Genomic DNA, 20,833 nt, shown 5'->3' with positions numbered 1-20,833 from the left:
CTTGTAAATAAAAATACAAGGTGGTAAAAATGAGTTGTAGCAATTTTTACTAGTAGTTTACTAGCAAACTTATTTCTTTCTAGGAGGTACGACATGAACGAATTAAAGATTGCGTCCACCGAAGAGGCTTCACAGCTTTTTGAAACTGAAAGAGAAGTCGTTTCAGCAAAAAATACCGATTTCGTGGATGTAGCTGCTGTTGTTGTCATGGATACTGACAATGACATAGTCCGGGCAGCGAATGAGACAAAGTTTGGGGTTCCAGTCTTTGTTATCACCGCGGATAGCTCAAAAATTGATGGTTCAATGATGGCTGAGATTTACCATATTATTGATCTTAATAATCAGTATGATCACCGTCTTTATAACCGTGAAATTGAAGCTGCTGCCGCGAAATATGAAGATGGTGTATTACCTCCATTCTTCAAGGCGTTGAAAGCCTATGTTGAACGTGGAAATATTCAATTTGATTGTCCTGGACATCAAGGTGGGCAGTACTTCCGTAAGCATCCAGCAGGACGGCAGTTTTATGATTTCTTTGGGGAAAATGTCTTCCGCGCTGATATCTGTAATGCCGATGTTGATTTAGGTGATTTGTTAATTCATGAGGGCCCAGCAATGGATGCTGAAAAGCATGCTGCACAGGTCTTTAATGCCGACAAGACTTATTTTGTTATGAATGGTACTACTACCTCAAACAATATCGCAATTACTGCGGCAATTGCCCCCGGAGACCTTGTTTTATTCGATCGGAATAACCATAAATCAGTCTACAATGCTGCGTTGGTTAAAGATGGTGGTCGCCCCGTTTATCTTGAAACGTCTCGTGACCCTTATGGATTCATCGGTGGGATTTATGCTCGCGATTTCGATGAGGATTATATTCGTAAGCAAGCCGCAAAAGTGGATCCTGAAAAGGCTAAACAAAAGCGCCCATTCCGTTTAGCAATTATTCAATTGGGAACATATGATGGAACAATTTACAATGCTAAGCAGGTTGTTGAAAGAATTGGTCATCTGTGTGATTACATCTTATTCGATTCCGCGTGGGTTGGTTACGAGCAATTTATTCCAATGATGAGAGATTCTTCTCCATTATTACTTGATCTGAAACCAGATGACCCTGGTATTTTGGTTACTCAATCGACTCATAAGCAACAGGCTGGCTTTTCACAAGCCTCGCAAATTCACAAAAAAGATGCACATATTAAAGGTCAAAAGCGTTACATCGATCATAAACGATTTAATAATGCGTACATGCAATATGCTTCAACGTCACCATTCTATCCACTGTTTGCCACATTGGATGTCAATGCTCGAATGCAAGAGGGCGAAGCAGGTAAAAAACTTTGGCATGATGCTCTAGTAACTTCAGTTGATGCTCGTAAGAACTTAATGAAGAATGCAACAATGATTCGTCCGTTTGTTCCTCCAGTAGTAAACGGTAAAAACTGGGAAGATGCTGATACAGAAGAAATTGTCAACAACATTGATTATTGGCGATTTGAAAAGGGGGCCAAGTGGCATGCATTTGATGGTTATGAAAACAACCAATACTTTGTTGATCCAAATAAGTTCCTGTTAACTACTCCAGGTATTAATGTCCAAACTGGAGAATACGAAGACTTTGGTGTTCCAGCGACTATTTTAGCTAACTACTTACGGGAACATGGGATTATTCCTGAAAAGAATGATTTAAATTCCATTCTCTTCTTAATGACACCTGCGGAAACACCCGCAAAGATGAACAACCTGGTTTCACAGATTGTTAAGTTTGAAGCCGAAATTAAAGCCGATGCACCGTTGGAACAAGTGCTGCCAAACTTGTATGCCCAGCATAAAGAACGCTATGCGGGTTACACAATTCGTCAACTTTGCCAAGAATTGCATGACTTTTATAAAGGTAATAATGCTAAAGAATATCAAAAAGAAATGTTCTTAGCAGATTACTTCCCTGAACAAGCGATGACGCCATATGATGCAAACGTTGAATTGCTACACAATAATGCCAAACTTGTTCCGCTTAAGGATATTGAGGGCGAAATTGCACTTGAAGGTGCACTTCCATATCCACCTGGTGTTTTCTGTGTTGTCCCTGGGGAAAAATGGAGTAAAGTTGCCCAGACCTACTTCTTGATTTTGGAAGAAGGAATTAATAGATTCCCTGGATTTGCTCCAGAAATTCAAGGTGTTTACTTCGAAAATGAAAATGGACATGTCAATGCTTACGGTTACGTTTACGATGCAGAAGCCGCAAAAGAAGAGGACTAGTCGCATTTGACGTGGTGAACAACTGTCCACCACGTTTTTTCTTTAAATTAGGATAGGGGTAAAAACATGGCACAAGAAAAGAAAAAGATGAGCGTGATTCAACTTACAATCATCACGGCCATTAATATGATGGGATCAGGAATCATAATGTTACCGACTAACTTAGCACAAGTTGGTACAATGTCGATTCTATCTTGGGTAGTTACAGCTGGTGGAGCTATGTGTTTGGCATATGCTTTCTCACGAGCGGGTATGTATACTAGAAATTCAGGTGGGATGGGAGGATATGCCGAGTACTCTTATGGTAAGGCAGGATCCTTCATGGCAAATTATACCTATGGTGTGTCGTTAGTTATTGCTAACGCAGCCATTGCCATTTCGGCGGTTGGCTATTTCGTTGTATTATTCCATTTGCATTTCACGCCTGTTGAAGTGGCCTTGGCAACAATCTTCACCCTTTGGCTGGCAACGGTAATGAATTTTGGTGGCGCAAGAATTACTGGGCAAATCAGTACGTTCACGGTTTGGGGCGTCATTATTCCTGTTGTTGTCATTTCATTAGCTGGATGGTTCTTCTTTAGTGGTCACATGTATGCGACTTCATGGAATCCACACAATCTTGGATTCTTTGATGGAATTAGCAAATCAATTTCCATTACTTTATGGGCCTTTTTAGGGTTGGAATCCGCTTCCGCCAATATGGATTCGGTTGAAAATCCAAAGAAGAATGTCCCAATCGCTGTCCTCGGAGGCACAATCGGTGCGGCGATAATGTACATTGTTTCGACAAACGTTATGCAAGGAATTGTACCGAATTCAACTTTGGCTCATTCGAATGCACCATTTGGTGTTGCCTTCAGTCAGATGTTTACCCCGGCTATCGGGAACGTCGTTATGGGACTAATGATTCTGTCTTGTTTTGGATCATTACTTGGTTGGCAGTTCACGATTGCTGAAGTATTCCGCAGTTCTGCACATGAAGGTTACTTTCCGAAAGTATTTGGGAAGACTATTGCAAATGGCACACCTGTAGCCGGAATGGTTATTATTACTATTCTTCAGTCATTGTTAGCTTTGATGACAATTAGCCCTTCTTTGTCAAAGCAATTTACAGTTTTAGTTAATTTGGCGGTGGTGACTAATGTTATTCCATACTTGTTATCAATGGGAGCGCTTAAAACAATGCAATTGGACGCCAAAGTTACGGCGTCTGCCCGGCGCACAACAAACATCGTTGCTACAGTTGCATCGATCTACAGTTTGTATGCATTGTACGCGGTCGGCGCTACAGAACTTGCATATGGTGCACTTGTAACGTTTGCAGGATGGACGTTGTACGGATTTGTCTCAAATAAATATGATCTAAAAAAAGCTTAGTTTGAAATTAACAGCATGTAGAATGGGTCGTTGGAAGGAGCATACTTCCGGCTCATTCTCTTTGCGTTTTACAATGCTATGTTAAAAAGCGGCAGTCTTTGTAGACGAAGGTGAGAATATGGACAGTAGTTTTCCCACAGCACTGACAATTTCCGCGCTGTATTCGACAGGAAATCGATACGCACAAGTGGACCTAAACACGTTTAACGTCCTTAAAGTGTATGGAATATCTGTTTTGACAGCAATTTTAGGTAATGATTTTTCTATCAACCAACATGAATTGGCTATTAGTTCGACGCCTGTCAATCGCCAGTTTGGTACAATATTGAATGAGTTTGATGTACCGAGTTGTAAAATTGGCTATTTACCGAATATTGAACTAATCACGGCGGTCGTTCAAGCTTGTCGTAATCAGAGTTTAGGAGTGGTTGTGTTGGATCCGGTATTGTTTTCTGATTCGGGAAAACCACTTTTATCGGAGGCTGCTTTTTCGACGTATATCAAAGCGTTACTTCCACTGGCTGATGTGATAACCGTAGACGTAACTGAGGCCGAAAGTTTAGTTAATTTTACAATTTTAAATGATGACGATGTGATTCATGCGGCTAATGAGCTTCGTGGAATTGGGGTTCAAAATGTATTTATCCATGGAGACCTTCCGGGAGTAAAAGGCGAGCCGGCTAGGGATTATGTTTTGCTCGCAAACGGGGACGACTTTTGGCTGACAGATGAAGGGAAAGCTCAAAAATATACTCGGTCTTTGAGTCAATTTGATGCCTTATCTGCTTGTATCACAGCAAAATTGGCTCAACAGGTTAAAGTAGAGATGGCTATAAGAAGTGCGAAAGAGTTTTCCTCAAAATTGCTGGTGAATCCTATTCATCCAGCCGAAAACGTTTCTTCGTTAAACTTCTGGAACTAGAAAGTGCCGCACATTGATTGTGCGGCACTTTCTCTAAAATTTACAAGCTCGCTAACTGTTCTATGGGGCATAGCTTAATTGATTTAAGATTTGGAATTCCTCGAAACGAACTAGACCGATAGCATATAAGTTAAAACCTAGCATATATCTTTCCTTAACCTCTCTGTCTAATTGATCTTGATCACGAATCAACAGCCCATTTTCTAGGCGGATAGCCATAGGAGAAATTGGAATAAGAACTTGACGATTTTGCTTAATCATGGCGAAGTAAAAGCCTTCATCAAAATGATGCGTTACCGTGAAGTGGCCTAGAAGGTATGGCCAAAAGATAACGTAATCCTCATGTTTATCAACGGCAAATAGTTGAGTTCCGCCTAATGATATGATGAGTTTTACTCCGGCCAATATTTGTTCGAAGGAGAAGGGATAATCTAACGATGTTGCTAAAAAGTTGGTAATTAATTCGTTAAAGCTATTTTCATTTGCTGAAGCTAAGTCTTCTGCTGAAGGAAATTGATTAAACGGAATAATTTCTTTAAGTGAGTTTGCCGTCAAACCGGTTGGTATTCCGGAAATTGTGATTATTTGATTTTGATCCAATCGTTGTGACTGGACGCGTAGTGATTGCCAAAGATTCATGATTAAGAAAGCCCTTTCATTAATTTAGTATCTTTATTGTAAAACAATGAACGCGAAAAAGTGGCTTTTTTTACTAGTTTTTTACTTTATTTCAAAGGGGATGGAATTATATGGGCCGCACATTGAGCATCAATCGAATTGTAATAATGGCGTTTCTTGTTAATACAATCTATTGTATGGTGTGGCCTTTAAGTACTGTGTACTTGACCGGTGAATTTAAGCTTAAGCTGTCAGTTGTTGGCATAGTGTTGCTGGTTTATTCGTGTTTGAATGCGTTGGGGTCTGCAATTGCTGGCCGATTATTTGATCGTAAAAATCCATTCATTGTTTTGATGCTTGGTCTGCTGGGCCTGACTGGATCCGTATTTATTGGGTTAATGTGGCGTGGCGCGATTGGTTATATCGTATTTTTAATGCCATTTGGTTTTACAACTGGGTGGGTATTGACGGTACAATATGCTTTAGTAAGTTACATGGACCATGATAAGAATTCAAAACGTGATTTCAATCTTCTGTATTTAGGAGTGAACGTTGGTCTAGTTGTCGGAGCCGGTGCTCTTGGCGCCCTTTATCATGGACATGGTCTGGTCTTATTGATGAGTGTCATTTTGATGTTTGTAGTGACGCTAATTCTAGTAGCATCATTATTTTTACCCGTAAGATTTGAGAATGTGGAACATGAGGCAATAGTGACTGCACCAGTTGAGGACCTCCATCGGGAGCACAATAGTCACATTGTAATTAGGATGATGATCAGTTTGTTTGCAATTTGGTTGAGCTACTCCCAATGGATGTCAAACTTTTCTGTATATTTTCTAACAATCGGGCTAACAACAAGTTTTTACAGCCAATTGTGGATTGTAAATGGTATTGGCATTATTCTAGTGCAGACTCTGTTACTAAAATTTCCAAAAGTATTCAAAAAAACGCTAAGCCAAGCTGAATTTGGAGTAACCTTTCTTTGTTTATCTTTCTTGGTATTGCTACTAGGTAAATCAGAGTCACTAATTATTATATCAATGACTCTGTTAACAATTGGGGAGGCGCTTTTTGTTCCAGCTGCCCCCGTTGTCGTTGATGAATACACAGCATTGGTAAATAAAGGCCGTAATCAGGGATTAGTAAATGTTTTTTCTTCACTTGGTAAAGCAAGTGGCCCGGCCATTGGTGGCATGATCATTGAGCGAAGTGGTTACAAGAACTTATTTGTTTTTGCCGAAGTGATATTAGTATCCGCATTTGTTCTTATAGAAATTCGAACAAAGCGGCACTCACAAAATGGTTTCATAAAATAATATTGAGGTGGGGAAATGCCACAATCGTTACCAGCCACAACACTCATCATTCAGGACTTTTCCTTATTGGGTAATATTTCTACAGCCGCTGCGCTACCCGTTGCTGCTGCCTTCGGATTAACGACAGCCATATTGCCGGTTACGCTACTTTCGACTCAGACCGAAGGCTTTGATAAACCTAAAAAATTAGATCTGACAAATTGGTTGAATGACGTTGTTAATCATTGGTCTCAAGAGGAATTAATGAGTTTTGAGACGATCCAAATTGGTTACTTAGGTTCCGAGGCTGCGATTGAGTTTGCCAGCAAGATACTTGATTTGGCTCAAGGAACACGGATCGTTGTTGATCCAGTGTTTGCTGATCAAGGCGAACAATATCCTGGGTTAGATAAAGGGTATGCGAAGCTGTTAGATCCTATATTGAAGAAAGCCGATGTAATCACTCCTAATGTCACTGAATTGGGGGAACTAGTTGACCGGAAACTTTCTTTTCAAAGTAGTTTTGAGGAATTAGCGCGAATTGTTCAGATGCTGGAAACTCGTTTTCAACACGACGTTAAAGTGGTTGTAACTGGTATTGAATTTGATGACCAGATTGGTGTCTTTTTCACGGATCCAGTATCAAGTGATGGGTACCGCTTTATCGGTCACCACAAAATAGCTGGTCATTTTTACGGAGCAGGCGATTTTTTTGCTGCTACATTAAGTGGCGAACTAAGTCGATCTATTGAATTTACTGAAGCGGTCCAACAGGCGGTTGATATCACATTGATGGCGATTAATGAGACAAGTCAACTTCCTCGCGAATGGCGAAAATTTGGATTAAAGTTCACAACAGCGTTGGACGAAATTATTCGGCGATCAGCCGGGAGGCAATAAAATGGATTTGGAACAGGTTCGACAAGATTTGAGGGCAACATTGAACGAGTATTTTGAAAATGTCACATTGCGACCAGAGAGTATCTTCGTTGTTGGTTGTAGTACGAGTGAAATTCGTGGTGAATGGAAAGGAACTAATTCTAGCTTAGAAATTGGCCAAGTGATTGTCCAAACCTTGCAAGAATTTCTTATTCCGCGTCATTTGCATTTGGCAATTCAAGGCTGTGAACACATTAACCGCGCTTTGTTATTGGAACGTGAGGTTGCCGACCAAAATAATCTAGAAATTGTGTCAGTTGTTCCCGCAATTCATGCTGGTGGTGGTACACAAGTGGCCGGGTATCAACAATTTGAGGATCCGGTTGAAGTGGAACATATTACCGCGGCTGGCGGCATTGACATCGGTGGTACCGATATTGGGATGCATGTGAAGTTTGTCCAAATTCCGGTTCGATTACAACATCGCGATGTTGGGGAGGCCCGCGTTGTTGCGCTACGTTCCCGACCAAAGTTGATTGGTGGTCAACGTGCTCAATATGAATTTACGGATAAGAATTTAGAAGATATTCGTTAGTGAGGAATCGTGATGGGAAATCAATCGCCTAATCGAGGGCAACTACAAAAATTAATGCTCACAGCGATGTTAGTTGCAGTTACGGTAGTGATTAGTCGACTTTTCATCATTCCCGTACCGATGACACACGGGAATATCAATCTTTGTGATGCCGGAATCTTCATCGCTGCTTTAGCACTTGGACCCAAAGTAGGGGGGACCGTTGGTGCGCTTAGTGGTTTTTTACTTGATTTACTTTCAGGTTATGCACAGTACATGTTCTTCTCGCTAATCATTCATGGGCTGGAAGGATTCTTAGTTGGCTATCTTTCGCAACGCTTGTCTGGAACGATGGCTCGGTGGCTAGCCTTAGGAATTGGCGGTGTTGTTATGGTGGCAGGTTATTTCTTAGCGGATTCCTTGTTATATGGGCCTGCAGTGGGTCTCGTCGGCCTAGCAACTAATCCGATTCAAGCCGTCGTTGGCGGTGTTGTGGCTTGGCTTGTCACTCCAAGGGTTCAGCCGTATTTGGCTAAATAGAGGGATCTATTGAGCTATATTTTAAACTTTAAGTCGGCGTACTTTGTTAAGAGGTATTTAAAACAACCGCTATTTTGGCATTTAATAAATGTCAGAATAGCGGTTGTTTTTTTGAAATAAAAACTTTTTCGTTGAATTTCGATGATTGATTGGGCGAACGAATTCAGACAAGTTGAATTGATTCGTTAATTGTTTTCATCTATCAATTGCATTTGTAGATGTGCTTGCAGCATTTTTTCTTGCCTCTGGTTCCGTCTCGCCTGTGACTATTTCTATGCCATGTCTGGTTACAACCAGCTGCTTGCCGAATTTTCGAATGGTACCGATTGGAAACCGCTCCGGGTTTTTTCTGAACACTTGGCGTACGTAATCGTCGGATTTTTGCCATCGTCTGGCAGCTTCACTAGAGGACATAATGTCGCGATCGTTAAGGTTAATCATGTTTTACTCCTAATTAGTTTGTTTATTAATTTGATCAAGTGTGAGTTACGGTTTGAAAGAGGGGCAAAGGGGAAGACATAAAAAAATAGCTAGGCTAGTCAAGTTGACTAACTCATGTTGAAAGCATTGATTAATTCCCCAGCTAATTTCCAAATTCCGACACAGATACTAACTAATCCAGCGAAAATAATTGCGGCTGCCAAAAGAGGCATGGCTGAATAGTGAAAAGTGATCAGTGGCCTAATCAATGGAGATAAGAACACGAGGCTAAGGATTAATTGCCAGTGGACATGGCGATAGTTCGAATGGGGAAATTGACCTTCTGACTTATGCTGGCCATTTATATCAGAGTTTATTTTAGCTAAGTTTCGATTTGAATTATTCGATTTCATGTTAATTTCTCCCAAAGTATGAAAAAAGAGGCCTTACAATTCGATTTTCATATTATTCTCTCTGTTAATTTAACAGAACTAGTTTTTAAAATTAATGTTAATTTCGTTCGATAATCTAATTTGATTTTAATGTTTATCGGTTTTCCAATTCAAAGATTAAATAAAATCACATTAATCAAGCTTGCTGTTCTTTTACACGCGCTAATTGAAAGTTGCTCCTTGTCTAAAAGCGATTCATACCAACATGTATATGAGTACATGGAAAAGTTCGTAAAACAATTCATACTTCTAATTTAAATATAATCTGTAAATACGTTGACTAAATCAGTTTTAATGCCGTATTGTAGGCTTCGAAAGAGATTTAATATAAAATGTTTTTAGTTGATCAAAGTAGATTTGCCATCATTTTTTAAGAGAGCCGCGGTTGGTGGAAAGCGGTAAAGTGATGTGAATCGAATTACATTCAACGCTGTCAGAGAACACGCTTTAGCCGCGTTATCAGTTAATCAAGTGACACATTATGTGTAATTCGGGTGGTACCGCGGTTAATCGTCCCTAAGAAATTCTTAGGGACGATTTTTTTGTGCGGAAAGAAAGGAAGGTCGACAATGAATATTATTGACGAATTAACATGGCGGGACGCAATTAATCAGCAGACGGATGCTGAAGGTTTACGTGAGCTCGTTGATCAGCATAAAATCGCTTTGTACTGCGGTGTTGATCCAACTGGCGACAGTATGCACATTGGACATTTGATTCCCTTTATGATGATGAAGCGCTTTGAATTAGCTGGCCATCATCCATATATTTTGATTGGTGGAGGTACCGGTAGTATCGGTGATCCCAGTGGTCGTAACTCAGAACGGCAGTTACAAACGATGGAACAGGTTAACCATAATGTTGAGGCGTTGAGTTCTCAGATGAAGCGTTTGTTTGGCGGCGATGCCAATGTCACGATGGTTAACAACTATAGCTGGTTATCTAAGCTTTCTCTCTTAGACTTCTTACGAGATTACGGTAAAGTGGTTAATGTTAACACCATGTTAGCAAAAGATATTGTTGCAAGCCGACTCGAGGTAGGGATTTCATTTACAGAATTTACTTACCAAATTTTGCAGTCGATTGACTTTTTAACACTTCATCGGGACTATGGTATTCAGTTACAAATTGGTGGCGCAGATCAATGGGGGAATATCACAGCTGGTATTGATATGATTCACAAGGTTATGGACGCTAATGAACCAGTATACGGGTTGACGATCCCGTTGATGTTGAAAGCCGATGGAACTAAATTTGGTAAAACAGCTGGTGGGGCGATTTGGCTGGATAGTAAAAAGACGTCACCTTACGAATTTTACCAATTTTGGTTAAATCAAGACGATCGTGATGTCATTAAGTATCTGAAGTTCTTTACCTTTTTAGCTAAAGATGAAATTGATAATCTTGATAAGCAAGTTAAGCTGCATCCTGAGCTACGGCAAGCACAGCGTCGGCTGGCAGAGGAGGTCACTCGATTCGTTCATGGTCAAGAGGCACTAGATCAAGCAGAAAAGATTTCAGATATTCTTTTTACAGGTAATGTTAAAGATCTTAGCGTTGCAGAAGTTCAGGAAGCCTTTGAAAAGGTGCCACATGTTGAAGTTAGCGGGACAAATCAAAATATTGTTGATTTGCTTGCGTCGACTGCTGTTGAACCGTCAAAACGTCAGGCACGCGAGGATGTAGCGGCGGGAGCTATAACAATTAATGGGGATCGCTTAACCAATATTAACGAAGTTATTAATCCGCAAGAGAATTTTTCGGGGAAGTTCATGATTATTCGTCGAGGAAAACGGAATTACTTCTTAGCCAAAGTCATAAATTAGAACAGAATTAGAAAATCGAACATGAGTTCGTATACAAAAGCCGCTAATTATTTTTGAATTAAATTAGCGGCTTTTTCTTATGATCTTAATCAATCCGCTATACCCGATAACGGGTGAGATTGCTCACCTGAGGAAACAAAAACATTGTTAAATCAAGGCTCATACATTTTTAATTTGTGAAAGCGTGTTCATAATACCCTTTACAGGGACGTTTTCGAGGGAATATATTACTTGCGAAGGAACACGCGTGCTTCAAATAAATTGAAAGAAGCTTTGAAAATGAATGATCTTAAACCCTTTTCAAAAGATTTGGATCTTGATGCTTTGTTTATTGGAGATAAGGCGGAAAATGGTCAACTCTATAAAGATTTATTGAACGAACTAGTTGATGAGCATCTCGGGTGGCGTGAAAATTACTTGCCACAGGATAAAGCAATGATTACGCCTGAACAACAATCTAGTGACAACTTTGGCGCGACAGTTAACCATATGAAAGACGTTTTAAATGAGTTGTCGCAACGAATTCGGACAGAGTCAGTACCATGGCATTCTGCTGGACGTTATTGGGGACATATGAATTCAGAAACATTAATGCCAGCCATTTTAGCGTATAACTACGCCATGCTCTGGAATGGTAATAATGTGGCGTATGAGTCCTCACCAGCGACTTCACAAATGGAAGAGGAAGTTGGTCACGAATTTGCCACGTTAATGGGTTATCAACAAGGTTGGGGCCACATTGTAGCGGATGGATCTTTGGCAAATTTGGAAGGCCTTTGGTATGCACGAAATATTAAGTCACTGCCATTAGCCATGAAAGAGGTCACACCGGAGTTAGTGGCTGGAAAATCAGATTGGGAATTACTGAATTTACCTACTGAAACAATTATGGATTTACTAGAAAAAGCAGGCGATAAGCTGGATGCCATAAAAAACAAATCGGCTAGAAGTGGCGAACATTTGCATGAGTTAGGTAAATGGTTGGTGCCTCAAACGAAACATTATTCTTGGCTAAAGGCTGCTGACATTATTGGGATTGGCTTGGATCAAGTCGTCCCTGTCCCTGTTGACGATCATTATCGGATGAATGTTGCGGCGTTAAAGCAAATTATTACTAAATTGGCGGCAGAGAAAACGCCAATTTTAGGGGTGGTAGGTGTTGCCGGATCCACTGAAGAAGGTGCCGTCGACAATATTGACCAAATTGTTAAGCTGCGAGAAGAGTTAATGGAAAAAGGGCTTTATTTTTATCTACATGTTGATGCCGCATATGGCGGTTATGCTCGCGCAATTTTCCTAGATGAAAACAATCATTTCATTCCCTTTGATCAACTACAACAAAAGCATCAAGAATACGGTGTTTTCACTGAAAAGAAGTCATTCATCAAAAAAGAGGTTTATGACGCCTATAAAGCATTTGATGAAGCCGAATCGATTACTATTGATCCTCACAAAATGGGATATGTTCCTTATGCCGCTGGTGGGATTGCCATCAAAGATATCAGAATGCGAGATACGATTTCTTATTTTGCTACTTATGTATTTGAAAAGGGTGCAGATATTCCGGCATTACTTGGTGCCTATATTCTAGAAGGCTCTAAAGCTGGGGCAACTGCAGCTGCGGTGTGGGCTGCCCATCACGTGCTCCCACTGAACGTTTCTGGATATGGCAAGCTGATTGGTGCGTCGATGGAAGGAGCACGACGTTATTATGACTTTTTAGGTCAACTCGAATTTAAGGTTGGGCAACATACAATTCAGGTACATCCATTGACAGATCCTGATTTTAACATGGTGGATTACGTCATTACAGAAAAGGGCAACACCAATTTAGACGAGATTAATCAGTTGAATCACGATTTGTACGATCAGGCTTCTTATGTCAAGGGAAGTCTCTATGGAAAAGAATACATTGTTTCCCATACTGACTTTTCCCAAGCTGACTATGGTGATAGTCCACTACATTTTGTTCAAAGCCTCGGTATCTCAGAAGCAGAATGGCAGAGGGTACAAAAAGTAACAATTATTCGAGCTTCCGTCATGACACCTTATATGAATCGTGCCGAAAACTTTGCCTATTTCGCACCAAAAATTAAAGCAGCAATTCAGCAAGACCTGGCAGCCATTTTTGAAAAATAGACGCTAGTCGTTTCAAAAACTTTTAAAAGGGGATTTTTTAAAAATGGAAAAACAGGCGTCTAAAATTGGGCTCACAACATTCATTGGGATGACTATGGCGTTGTGTGCAACGGTACGAAGCATCCCGTCAGTGGCAGCGACTGGATGGACACAGATCACATACATGATTTTCGCAGTCGTATTCTTCGCCTTACCGGTTGCATTAATTTCAGGGGAACTTGGAACGATGATGCAAGAAGAAGGTGGACCGCAACTCTGGGTAAAAACAGGACTTGGCGAAAAATGGGGCTTTACTACTGCTTGGCTTCTCTGGGTTCAAATGTTCCCTGGTATGGTGATGGTGGCTTCTACTATTGGTCCATTGTGGGGAAATACTATTGGTAATGTAGCTTTAGGAAATAATCACTGGTTTATTTTAGCCAACATTTTGATCTTTTATTGGATTATTACTTTTCTTAACCTCAAGTTCGATATGGCTAAGGTAGGTGGGAATATCGGAGTCTGGCTTGGCGTGTATATTCCGATTGTGATTATGCTGGTGATGGGAATTGCTGCGCTGATTAAGACGGGTGTTAATCCGGGAAGTTATTTAGGTACATTCAGCTGGTCGAAGTTGATGCCAAGTCTTTCAAACATGCAGACGCTTCAATATTTTGCCGCAATTTCGTTCATCTACACTGGAATTGAAATTTCTTCGGTCTTCATTCCCCGGCTTCATAAGGCAGAAAAGACCTATACTAGAGGAATTTTCATTGCTCTAATCGGACTGGTTTTGATGAACATTCTAAATGGGATGTTAGTCGCTAATGTAGTGCCAAACGGAAAAATTCAATTGTCTAATATCACTCAACCTATTTTACTTTGGTGCAAAATTTTAGGTTGGCCGACCATTATTGCCAACATCTTCAGTTTTATGGTGGTAATTGGGGTTTTGATTCAACTATCAGCTTGGGTGACTGGGCCGTCAAAAACCATGACACAAGTTGCCCGAGAAGGGCAATTACCGGCATCCTTTGGCTATCATAAAGTTAACCAATACGATGTTTCGAAAAATGTGGTATTGACGCAAAGCATCATGATTTCATTATTTGCCTTATTATATGGGGTCATGAAAAATGTCAACGGAGTCTTCTTAACGCTAACAAATGCAACGACGGTCATTTACGCGTTAGTTTATGTATTGATTGCTATTTCAATTATTCGTTTGCGACAAAAGCAACCAGACGCACCGCGACCTTATCGACTCGGACATCAAGGTAATTTCGTCGCTTATTTGTGGGCAACGTTACTGATTTTTGGAATTGCTGTCATTATTATTGCGACGTTGATCGCTAGTGATTTAACGCAAGCCATTTTCGTAGTACTCATTACGATTATTCTATTTGTCGCACCACTTATAATTTTTAGCCACAAGAGTGACAAGTGGTTGACGCAAGTTCAAGCCGATCTGCAAAAAAATAAGTAGTAACAATACGTTTGAAAGGGGCCTACTTAATTAAAGCGGGACCCTTTTATCATTTAGAGGTAACACCATGAAAAAAGATGAGCGAGTGCACCTGGAATTTGGATTAGCAGAGAGCTTAATAACGTTAATTGTAATGTTTTCTTTATTGGGCATTTTAATTATTCATTACAAAATGGCACCTCAAATTCCAATCTTGTTGGTATTCACACTAATTATGTTTTATGGTCACCTGCGTGGGTTTAGTTGGGATGAAATTTTTAATGGAATTGTTGAAGGAATCACGCCAGGAATCATTCCAATCATTATATTTTTAATGATCGGTTTATTAGTTGCTTCTTGGTTGGCATCGGGTACCATCGCCACAATTATGGTCATTGGTTTTAGAGTGCTTTCTATCAAATTCTTTTTGCCCACAATTTTTCTGATCTGTGGACTTATTGGGATCACGGTAGGTAGCGCATTCACTACCATTTCAACGATGGGAATTGCCTTTATGGGCATCGGCCATGTGTTGGGATTTCCTGCGCCAATAGTTACGGGGGCGATAGTCTCTGGTGCCTTTTTAGGGAATAACATGTCGCCATTATCTGATACATCTAATTTAACCACTGGGATCGCACAGGTGGATTTGTATGTTCATTTAAAAAACATGAGTCAAAGCGTCATACCGGCTGCTGTGATTGCTATGGCCATGTACTTTTTCATTGGCACCACGACACATGTGGCTGATTTAAAAACTATTCACGAAATTAGTAATACACTCGGACATTCGTTCTTGATTTCTGGATGGTCACTGATTCCGATTATTGTGCTATTGTTGCTGGCCTGGCGCAAAGTGCCCGCTGTGCCAAGCCTATTGGTAGGCGCGCTGACGGCCATCGCAATGGTTTTAATTGAATCACCTGGGATTAAGATTAATAAAATTGGGTTGATTTTAATGAGTGGATACCACGCAACAACGGGCGTATCAACGGTTAATAAGATTATGAGTGGTGGTGGTATTGATAGCATGTTGGGATCAATTTCACTCATTATTTGTGCACTTTCTCTTGGCGGATTATTAATTAAATTTGGTGTGGTACACGGCGTAATTGACAGTATTCAACGTTTTGTAAATACGCCTGGACGTTTAATTCTAATGACCGCGTTGAGTGGTATTGGAATTAACTTTGCTGTTGGTGAGCAGTATCTTTCAATTATTTTACCGGGAACAACCTTTAAAGGGGCTTACCATCGATTGGGTTTGGACCCCAAATACTTATCACGAACATTAGCAACGGCTGGTGCTGATATTAACGCGCTTGTTCCTTGGGGCGTGAGCGGTGTGTTTATTTCGGGCACCCTCAATGTCAATCCTTTAAAATATATTCCGTTTGCTTTTTACCCTTACCTAAACCCACTTATGACCATTATTTTGGGATTTTCGTTGGTCTCGTGGAAGTACCGTAAAAAACGGCAAAGAAGTTAAGGAGGCAGGTATGGACAGTCTGGACCTTAGTGAACGGATTCGACTGGAAATTGAGACTGGCGTCAAGGAGTTATTGGGCAAAGCAAATTTAGAGCAAGGCGATATTTTTGTTCTAGGCTGTAGTACCAGCGAAATTCAAGGCTATCGAATGGGCAGTAGTTCAAGTGAATCACTTGGTGTGTTAGTAATTAGGACGCTCTTGGATGTTTTGCAGCCGCGCGATATTGAATTAGCAGTTCAAGGATCAGAACATATCAATCGGGCCATTTTGGTTGAACGTGAATTGGCGAAAAAAAGAAATTTAGAGATTGTGTCTGTTGTACCGTCAATTAGTGCTGGCGGTCCAGCGCAGGTAGCTGCTTTTCAGTTATTTAAAAATCCAGTAGAAGTTGAGCATGTCGTGGGGGATGCTGGCATGGACATTGGTGACACATTTATTGGTATGCACGTGCGCTTTGTTCAGATCTCCGTCCGCACGTCGATTAAAAATATCGGTCGCGCACATGTGAGCTTTATTCGAAGTAAGCCTAAATACATCGGTGGGGAACGGGCGATCTATCACAAACGAACCCAAGATTTACCCTCCGGAATTATCCCAATGAAACAATGAATCTTTTGGCTTTAAGTCACCGTTAAAAATATACGAGTTGATATGAGATGAAAGGTAGAAATAAAATTGTATTTTGAAATATATACCGAGTTTGATCAAGAAAAGGAACATTTGTGAAAATAGCAGAGCCTTTTTCATACTCGGTTTGAAGTTGTTGTTCAATTATCGCTGTTACACATCAATCAGACAATTTCGCCACAATTTAAATCACTAACGACCTGGCAAGCGCGTGGTTAGTGGATGGATAGAAGGTGTAACGTGTTTCATCAAAAGAAACACGTTACACCTTTTTTACTGACCGTTTTGGAAATGCTGGAAGCGCTTCCTGTTTTCTGATTGTCTCGTTAAGCTGTTCACGTAATCAAAGAAAATTTATTGAAAAGGAGTAAGACATCATGCAAAAACGTGATTTTATTGACACGAATACCTATACCAAGGAAGAAATTCAATACATGATTGATTTGGGGATTGCCATCAAGGCTTCCATTAACGAGGGTTATTACCCTCAGCTTTTAAAAAATCGATCATTAGGGATGATCTTTGAGCAATCATCAACCCGTACCCGGACATCCGCCGAAGCCGCGATGACTGAATTAGGTGGACATGCTCAGTATCTGGCGCCTGGACAAATTCAACTTGGTGGGCACGAAACAATCGAGGATACATCTCATGTGCTTGGTAATATTGTCGACATCATTGGTGCGCGGGTGGAACGACACGAGACAGTGACTGAAGTTGGTAAGTTTGCCAAGGTTCCAGTTGTTAATTTTATGAGCGATTATAATCATCCCACCCAAGAACTTGGTGACATCATTACAATGAGTGAGCATTTGCCCGCTGGTAAACAACTCAGTGACTGCAAGATCGTCTTTGTTGGGGATGCCACGCAGGTCTGTGTTTCGACAATGTTCATGGCGACCAAGATGGGCATGGACTTTGTCCAATTCGGGCCAAAAGGCTTCCAGATTAAGCCTGAAGAATTGGCGATCGGTCAACAGAACGCATCTGTTTCAGGTGGTTCCGTGTTAGTGACGGATAATGCTGATGAAGCCTTAACGGACGCTGATTTCATTTATACGGATGTGTGGTACGGCCTGTATGAATCAGAGTTACCAAAGGATGAACGGATGCATATTTTTTATCCAAAGTATCAAGTTAACGCTGACTTGGTTGCGAAAGCCTCTGATCATGTAAAATTCTTGCATTGTCTACCAGCTACTCGCGGTGAAGAGGTGACCGACGAAGTTATTGATTCCGATTACTCACTAGTCTGGGAAGAAGCCGGCAACCGAAAGACAGCGATGCGCGCGATTTTTACGTACTTACTTAATCCATTGATGAAACACGCAACGACACAGGAAGTTGAACAGTTTCAGTCAAAGCTTGATGCCTTATTAACGCATCAAGTTGGCTAGAAGCTGACTCAAGGCTTGTTATCGAGCTTAGCTTCTTCAAAGGGGAAGTGCGTAATGAAGAAAAATAAGAAAAAATTTCGACTGTTTGATGCCGTCCTAATGGCGGTAGTAGTGGTATTAGTGGTTGAGTCGGCTGCGCCAGCCGCGGCGATTGGACCTTCGCAATTCTTTTGGTGGATTTTTCTATTGATCTTGTTCTTCATCCCTTATGGACTTATTTCATCCGAATTAGGAACAACATATGTTGGCGATGGTGGTTTATACGATTGGGTAAAGCAGGCCTTTGGTCGACGGTGGGGTGGTCGTCTGGCTTGGCTTTACTGGATCAACTATCCGTTATGGATGGCAAGCTTAGCCGTATTATTCTCCGAAGTGGCCTCACAAATTTTTAAAGTTCACATGAATGTTGCCTGGACGATGGTAATTCAACTCCTATTTGTTTGGACGGTTGTCTTGCTAGGAAATAAGCCAATCAGTGAAAGCAAATGGATTTTGAACCTAGCCGCGTTTGCTAAGATTTTCACCATTCTATCCTTAGGCATTCTAGGTATTTATTTTGCGGCTACCAGAGGTTTAGCTAATGATTATACTGGTACTAATTTATTGCCGAAGCTCAATCTATCTAGCTTAAGTAATTTATCGGTCATTATTTTTAACTTCCTTGGCTTTGAAGTTGTGGCGACGATGGCTGACGATATGGACCAACCGAAGAAGCAAATCCCCCAGGCGATCATCTATGGTGGGGTGCTCATTGCATTCTTCTACCTATTAGCCGCCTTTGGAATGGGCGCGGCAATTCCGACAGATAAGTTATCAGCTTCCTCTGGATTAATTGATAGCTTTATCTTGATGATCGGCAAGATGAACTGGTTTGTCATTATTATTGGAATTATGTTCCTGTATATTTTGGCCTCAGAAATGGTTTCTTGGGCGTTAGGCGTGAATTACGTAGCCGACTATGCTGCCAAAGATCATGCGCTACCGGCAGTCTTTGGTAAAGAAGACGCCAAAGGAATGCCAGTTGGCACTGGTTATTTAAATGGGATTGTGGCATCTGTGATGGTCATCGCTTCACCATTTATCCCTAATCAAAATATTTTTTGGGCATTCTTCGCCTTAAATGTTGTCGCATTGTTACTGTCCTATACGATGATGTTTCCGGCATTTTGGAAATTGCGCCACAGTGATCCGCAACATGATCGACCGTTTAAAGTTCCAGGCGGACCGTGGTTAATTAATTTGATGACGTGGATCCCGGAGGTCTTGCTCATTGCTACCATTTTACTGTCAATTTTGCCATTAAATGGGTCCAGCGAAGAAATGAACAATAAGATTCCAATCTTGATTGGCACGATTTTGGCACTGATTATTGGTGAAATTGTAGTACGTGTTGCTGAACATCATGAACAACATTCTGACTTAAAACAAGCTAACCAAGCTAAGTAGAAAGGAAGCTAATTAATATGAGAACTTTATCAAGTACCCCTAAACAAGATGGTTATCGGATGCCTGCTGAATTTGAAGCACATCAAGGTGTGTATATTTTATGGCCACAACGACCTGATAACTGGCGTAATGGGGGCAAACCAGCGCAACACACGTTTGTTAATGTCGCAACCGCAATTTCAGAATTCGAACATGTGACTGTCGGTGTTAATGATGATCAATATGAAAATGCGCGCACGATGTTGCCTGATCAGGTTGAAGTGGTTGAAATTTCAAACGATGATTCGTGGATCCGCGATTGTGGCGCAACCTTTGTTAAAAACGATCAGGGCGGCTTACGCGCAATTGATTGGACGTTTAACGCTTGGGGTGGCTTAGTTGACGGCTTGTATTTTCCTTGGGACAAGGATGATCGGGTCGCTCAGAAGATGGCGGAACAAGAACGGGTTGACCGTTACCGATTAGACGACTTTATCCTTGAGGGCGGTTCGATTCACGTCGATGGCGAGGGAACTTTGATCACGACAGAAGAATGTCTCCTCTCAGCAGGACGTAATTCACAATTATCAAAAGAGCAAATTGAAACGGTGCTAAAGGAACATTTGAATCTAGAAAAAATCATTTGGCTAAAGAATGGGATCTATCATGATGAAACAAATGGTCATGTGGATAATATTGCCAATTTTGTCCGTCCGGGGGTGGTCGCCTTGGCTTGGACAGACGACGAGACGGATCCACAATACAAGATTTCCCAAGAAAATTTGGCAATTCTTGAACAAGCCACGGATGCAAAGGGACGTCAAATTCAAGTTGTGAAATTAAACGTTCCTAAGCCAGTTCTCATCACCAAAGAAGAAAGCGAAGGTGTCGATGCGGTGGATGGCACACTGCCACGTCAAGCCGGTGACCGGTTAGCAGCTAGCTATGTCAATTACTATACGGCTAATGACGGCATTGTTTATCCAACATTCGATGATCCTGCTGATGCCAATGCCAAAAAAGTCTTATCAGATTTGTATCCAGACCGAAAAGTTGTTGGGGTGCCTGCTCGTGAAATTCTATTAGGTGGTGGCAATATTCACTGCGTTACCCAACAAGTTCCGAAAGCATAGGTGA

The 20,833-nt window shown here is 41.0% G+C and carries 18 protein-coding genes and 1 other annotated feature; of the genes, 15 read left to right on the top strand and 3 right to left on the bottom strand.

Going from position 1 to position 20,833, the window contains the following annotated elements:
- The first annotated feature begins 93 nt into the window (after nucleotides 1-93).
- The 3 genes from speC to thiD all read left to right on the top strand — a co-directional run bounded on the left by speC (nucleotide 94) and on the right by thiD (nucleotide 4,570).
- Complete coding sequence (gene speC / locus ACKTR2_RS02685; RefSeq protein WP_407882486.1) at nucleotides 94-2,271, top strand: ornithine decarboxylase; 2,178 nt, start codon at nucleotides 94-96, stop codon at nucleotides 2,269-2,271.
- Nucleotides 2,272-2,337: 66 nt separating this feature from the next.
- Nucleotides 2,338-3,648 (top strand): putrescine-ornithine antiporter, encoded by a 1,311-nt coding sequence (potE, locus tag ACKTR2_RS02680; RefSeq protein ID WP_407882485.1) that lies wholly within the window; start codon nucleotides 2,338-2,340, stop codon nucleotides 3,646-3,648.
- A 118-nt stretch (nucleotides 3,649-3,766) separates the two neighbouring features.
- Complete coding sequence (gene thiD, locus ACKTR2_RS02675; protein WP_407882484.1) at nucleotides 3,767-4,570, top strand: bifunctional hydroxymethylpyrimidine kinase/phosphomethylpyrimidine kinase; 804 nt, start codon at nucleotides 3,767-3,769, stop codon at nucleotides 4,568-4,570.
- Between the two features lie 60 nt (nucleotides 4,571-4,630).
- Here the strand turns inward: thiD and ACKTR2_RS02670 are convergent, their stop codons facing one another.
- Nucleotides 4,631-5,170: a hypothetical protein gene (locus tag ACKTR2_RS02670; RefSeq protein ID WP_407882483.1), complete on the bottom strand. Its 540-nt coding sequence runs from the start codon at nucleotides 5,168-5,170 to the stop codon at nucleotides 4,631-4,633.
- Nucleotides 5,171-5,319: 149 nt separating this feature from the next.
- Here ACKTR2_RS02670 and ACKTR2_RS02665 point away from each other — a divergent pair, with 149 nt between their 5' ends.
- Genes ACKTR2_RS02665 through ACKTR2_RS02650 form a run of 4 tightly spaced genes read left to right on the top strand, consistent with a single transcriptional unit; the run spans nucleotide 5,320 to nucleotide 8,476 of the window.
- Complete coding sequence (locus ACKTR2_RS02665) at nucleotides 5,320-6,504, top strand: MFS transporter (protein ID WP_407882482.1); 1,185 nt, start codon at nucleotides 5,320-5,322, stop codon at nucleotides 6,502-6,504.
- 15 nt (nucleotides 6,505-6,519) lie between these two features.
- Nucleotides 6,520-7,383 carry a bifunctional hydroxymethylpyrimidine kinase/phosphomethylpyrimidine kinase gene (locus tag ACKTR2_RS02660; RefSeq protein WP_407882481.1) on the top strand — a complete coding sequence of 288 codons (864 nt, stop codon included), beginning with the start codon at nucleotides 6,520-6,522 and terminating at the stop codon, nucleotides 7,381-7,383.
- Between the two features lies 1 nt (nucleotide 7,384).
- A complete protein-coding gene (locus ACKTR2_RS02655; protein WP_407882480.1) occupies nucleotides 7,385-7,957 on the top strand; it encodes a TIGR01440 family protein in 573 nt (190 codons plus the stop codon).
- A 12-nt stretch (nucleotides 7,958-7,969) separates the two neighbouring features.
- Nucleotides 7,970-8,476: an ECF transporter S component gene (locus tag ACKTR2_RS02650; protein ID WP_407882479.1), complete on the top strand. Its 507-nt coding sequence runs from the start codon at nucleotides 7,970-7,972 to the stop codon at nucleotides 8,474-8,476.
- A gap of 195 nt (nucleotides 8,477-8,671) precedes the next feature.
- Here the strand turns inward: ACKTR2_RS02650 and ACKTR2_RS02645 are convergent, their stop codons facing one another.
- Both ACKTR2_RS02645 and ACKTR2_RS02640 read right to left on the bottom strand, forming a co-directional pair.
- Nucleotides 8,672-8,917 carry a helix-turn-helix domain-containing protein gene (locus ACKTR2_RS02645; RefSeq protein ID WP_407882478.1) on the bottom strand — a complete coding sequence of 82 codons (246 nt, stop codon included), beginning with the start codon at nucleotides 8,915-8,917 and terminating at the stop codon, nucleotides 8,672-8,674.
- A 107-nt stretch (nucleotides 8,918-9,024) separates the two neighbouring features.
- Nucleotides 9,025-9,309, bottom strand: coding sequence for a hypothetical protein (locus ACKTR2_RS02640; RefSeq protein ID WP_407882477.1), 285 nt, complete (start codon nucleotides 9,307-9,309; stop codon nucleotides 9,025-9,027).
- Between the two features lie 374 nt (nucleotides 9,310-9,683).
- Nucleotides 9,684-9,869, top strand: a binding site (T-box leader).
- 48 nt (nucleotides 9,870-9,917) lie between these two features.
- Between ACKTR2_RS02640 and tyrS the strand changes: the two genes are divergently transcribed.
- The 8 genes from tyrS (at nucleotide 9,918) to aguA (ending at nucleotide 20,829) form a co-directional block, all read left to right on the top strand.
- Nucleotides 9,918-11,174 carry a tyrosine--tRNA ligase gene (tyrS, locus tag ACKTR2_RS02635; RefSeq protein WP_407882476.1) on the top strand — a complete coding sequence of 419 codons (1,257 nt, stop codon included), beginning with the start codon at nucleotides 9,918-9,920 and terminating at the stop codon, nucleotides 11,172-11,174.
- Between the two features lie 279 nt (nucleotides 11,175-11,453).
- Nucleotides 11,454-13,313: a tyrosine decarboxylase gene (gene tdc / locus ACKTR2_RS02630; protein WP_407882475.1), complete on the top strand. Its 1,860-nt coding sequence runs from the start codon at nucleotides 11,454-11,456 to the stop codon at nucleotides 13,311-13,313.
- A 43-nt stretch (nucleotides 13,314-13,356) separates the two neighbouring features.
- The gene (tyrP, locus tag ACKTR2_RS02625; protein WP_407882474.1) at nucleotides 13,357-14,778 is read left to right on the top strand and encodes a tyrosine-tyramine antiporter; all 1,422 of its coding nucleotides are present in this window, start codon (nucleotides 13,357-13,359) and stop codon (nucleotides 14,776-14,778) included.
- Nucleotides 14,779-14,845: 67 nt separating this feature from the next.
- Entirely contained in the window at nucleotides 14,846-16,246 is a 1,401-nt protein-coding gene (locus ACKTR2_RS02620; RefSeq protein ID WP_407882473.1) for a Na+/H+ antiporter NhaC family protein, read from the top strand.
- A gap of 10 nt (nucleotides 16,247-16,256) precedes the next feature.
- Nucleotides 16,257-16,856, top strand: a complete 600-nt coding sequence (locus ACKTR2_RS02615) for a TIGR01440 family protein (protein WP_407882472.1) — start codon at nucleotides 16,257-16,259, stop codon at nucleotides 16,854-16,856.
- A gap of 395 nt (nucleotides 16,857-17,251) precedes the next feature.
- A complete protein-coding gene (gene ptcA, locus ACKTR2_RS02610; RefSeq protein WP_407882471.1) occupies nucleotides 17,252-18,271 on the top strand; it encodes a putrescine carbamoyltransferase in 1,020 nt (339 codons plus the stop codon).
- 54 nt (nucleotides 18,272-18,325) lie between these two features.
- Nucleotides 18,326-19,717 carry an APC family permease gene (locus ACKTR2_RS02605; RefSeq protein ID WP_407882470.1) on the top strand — a complete coding sequence of 464 codons (1,392 nt, stop codon included), beginning with the start codon at nucleotides 18,326-18,328 and terminating at the stop codon, nucleotides 19,715-19,717.
- A 17-nt stretch (nucleotides 19,718-19,734) separates the two neighbouring features.
- On the top strand, nucleotides 19,735-20,829 hold the full coding sequence (aguA, locus tag ACKTR2_RS02600) for an agmatine deiminase (protein ID WP_407882469.1): 1,095 nt from the start codon (nucleotides 19,735-19,737) through the stop codon (nucleotides 20,827-20,829).
- Nucleotides 20,830-20,833 lie beyond the last annotated feature (4 nt).

Origin of the sequence: Furfurilactobacillus curtus (genome assembly GCF_045862785.1) — a bacterium.
GTDB lineage: Bacteria > Bacillota > Bacilli > Lactobacillales > Lactobacillaceae > Furfurilactobacillus > Furfurilactobacillus curtus.
This window is presented reverse-complemented; position numbering and strand designations above follow the sequence as displayed.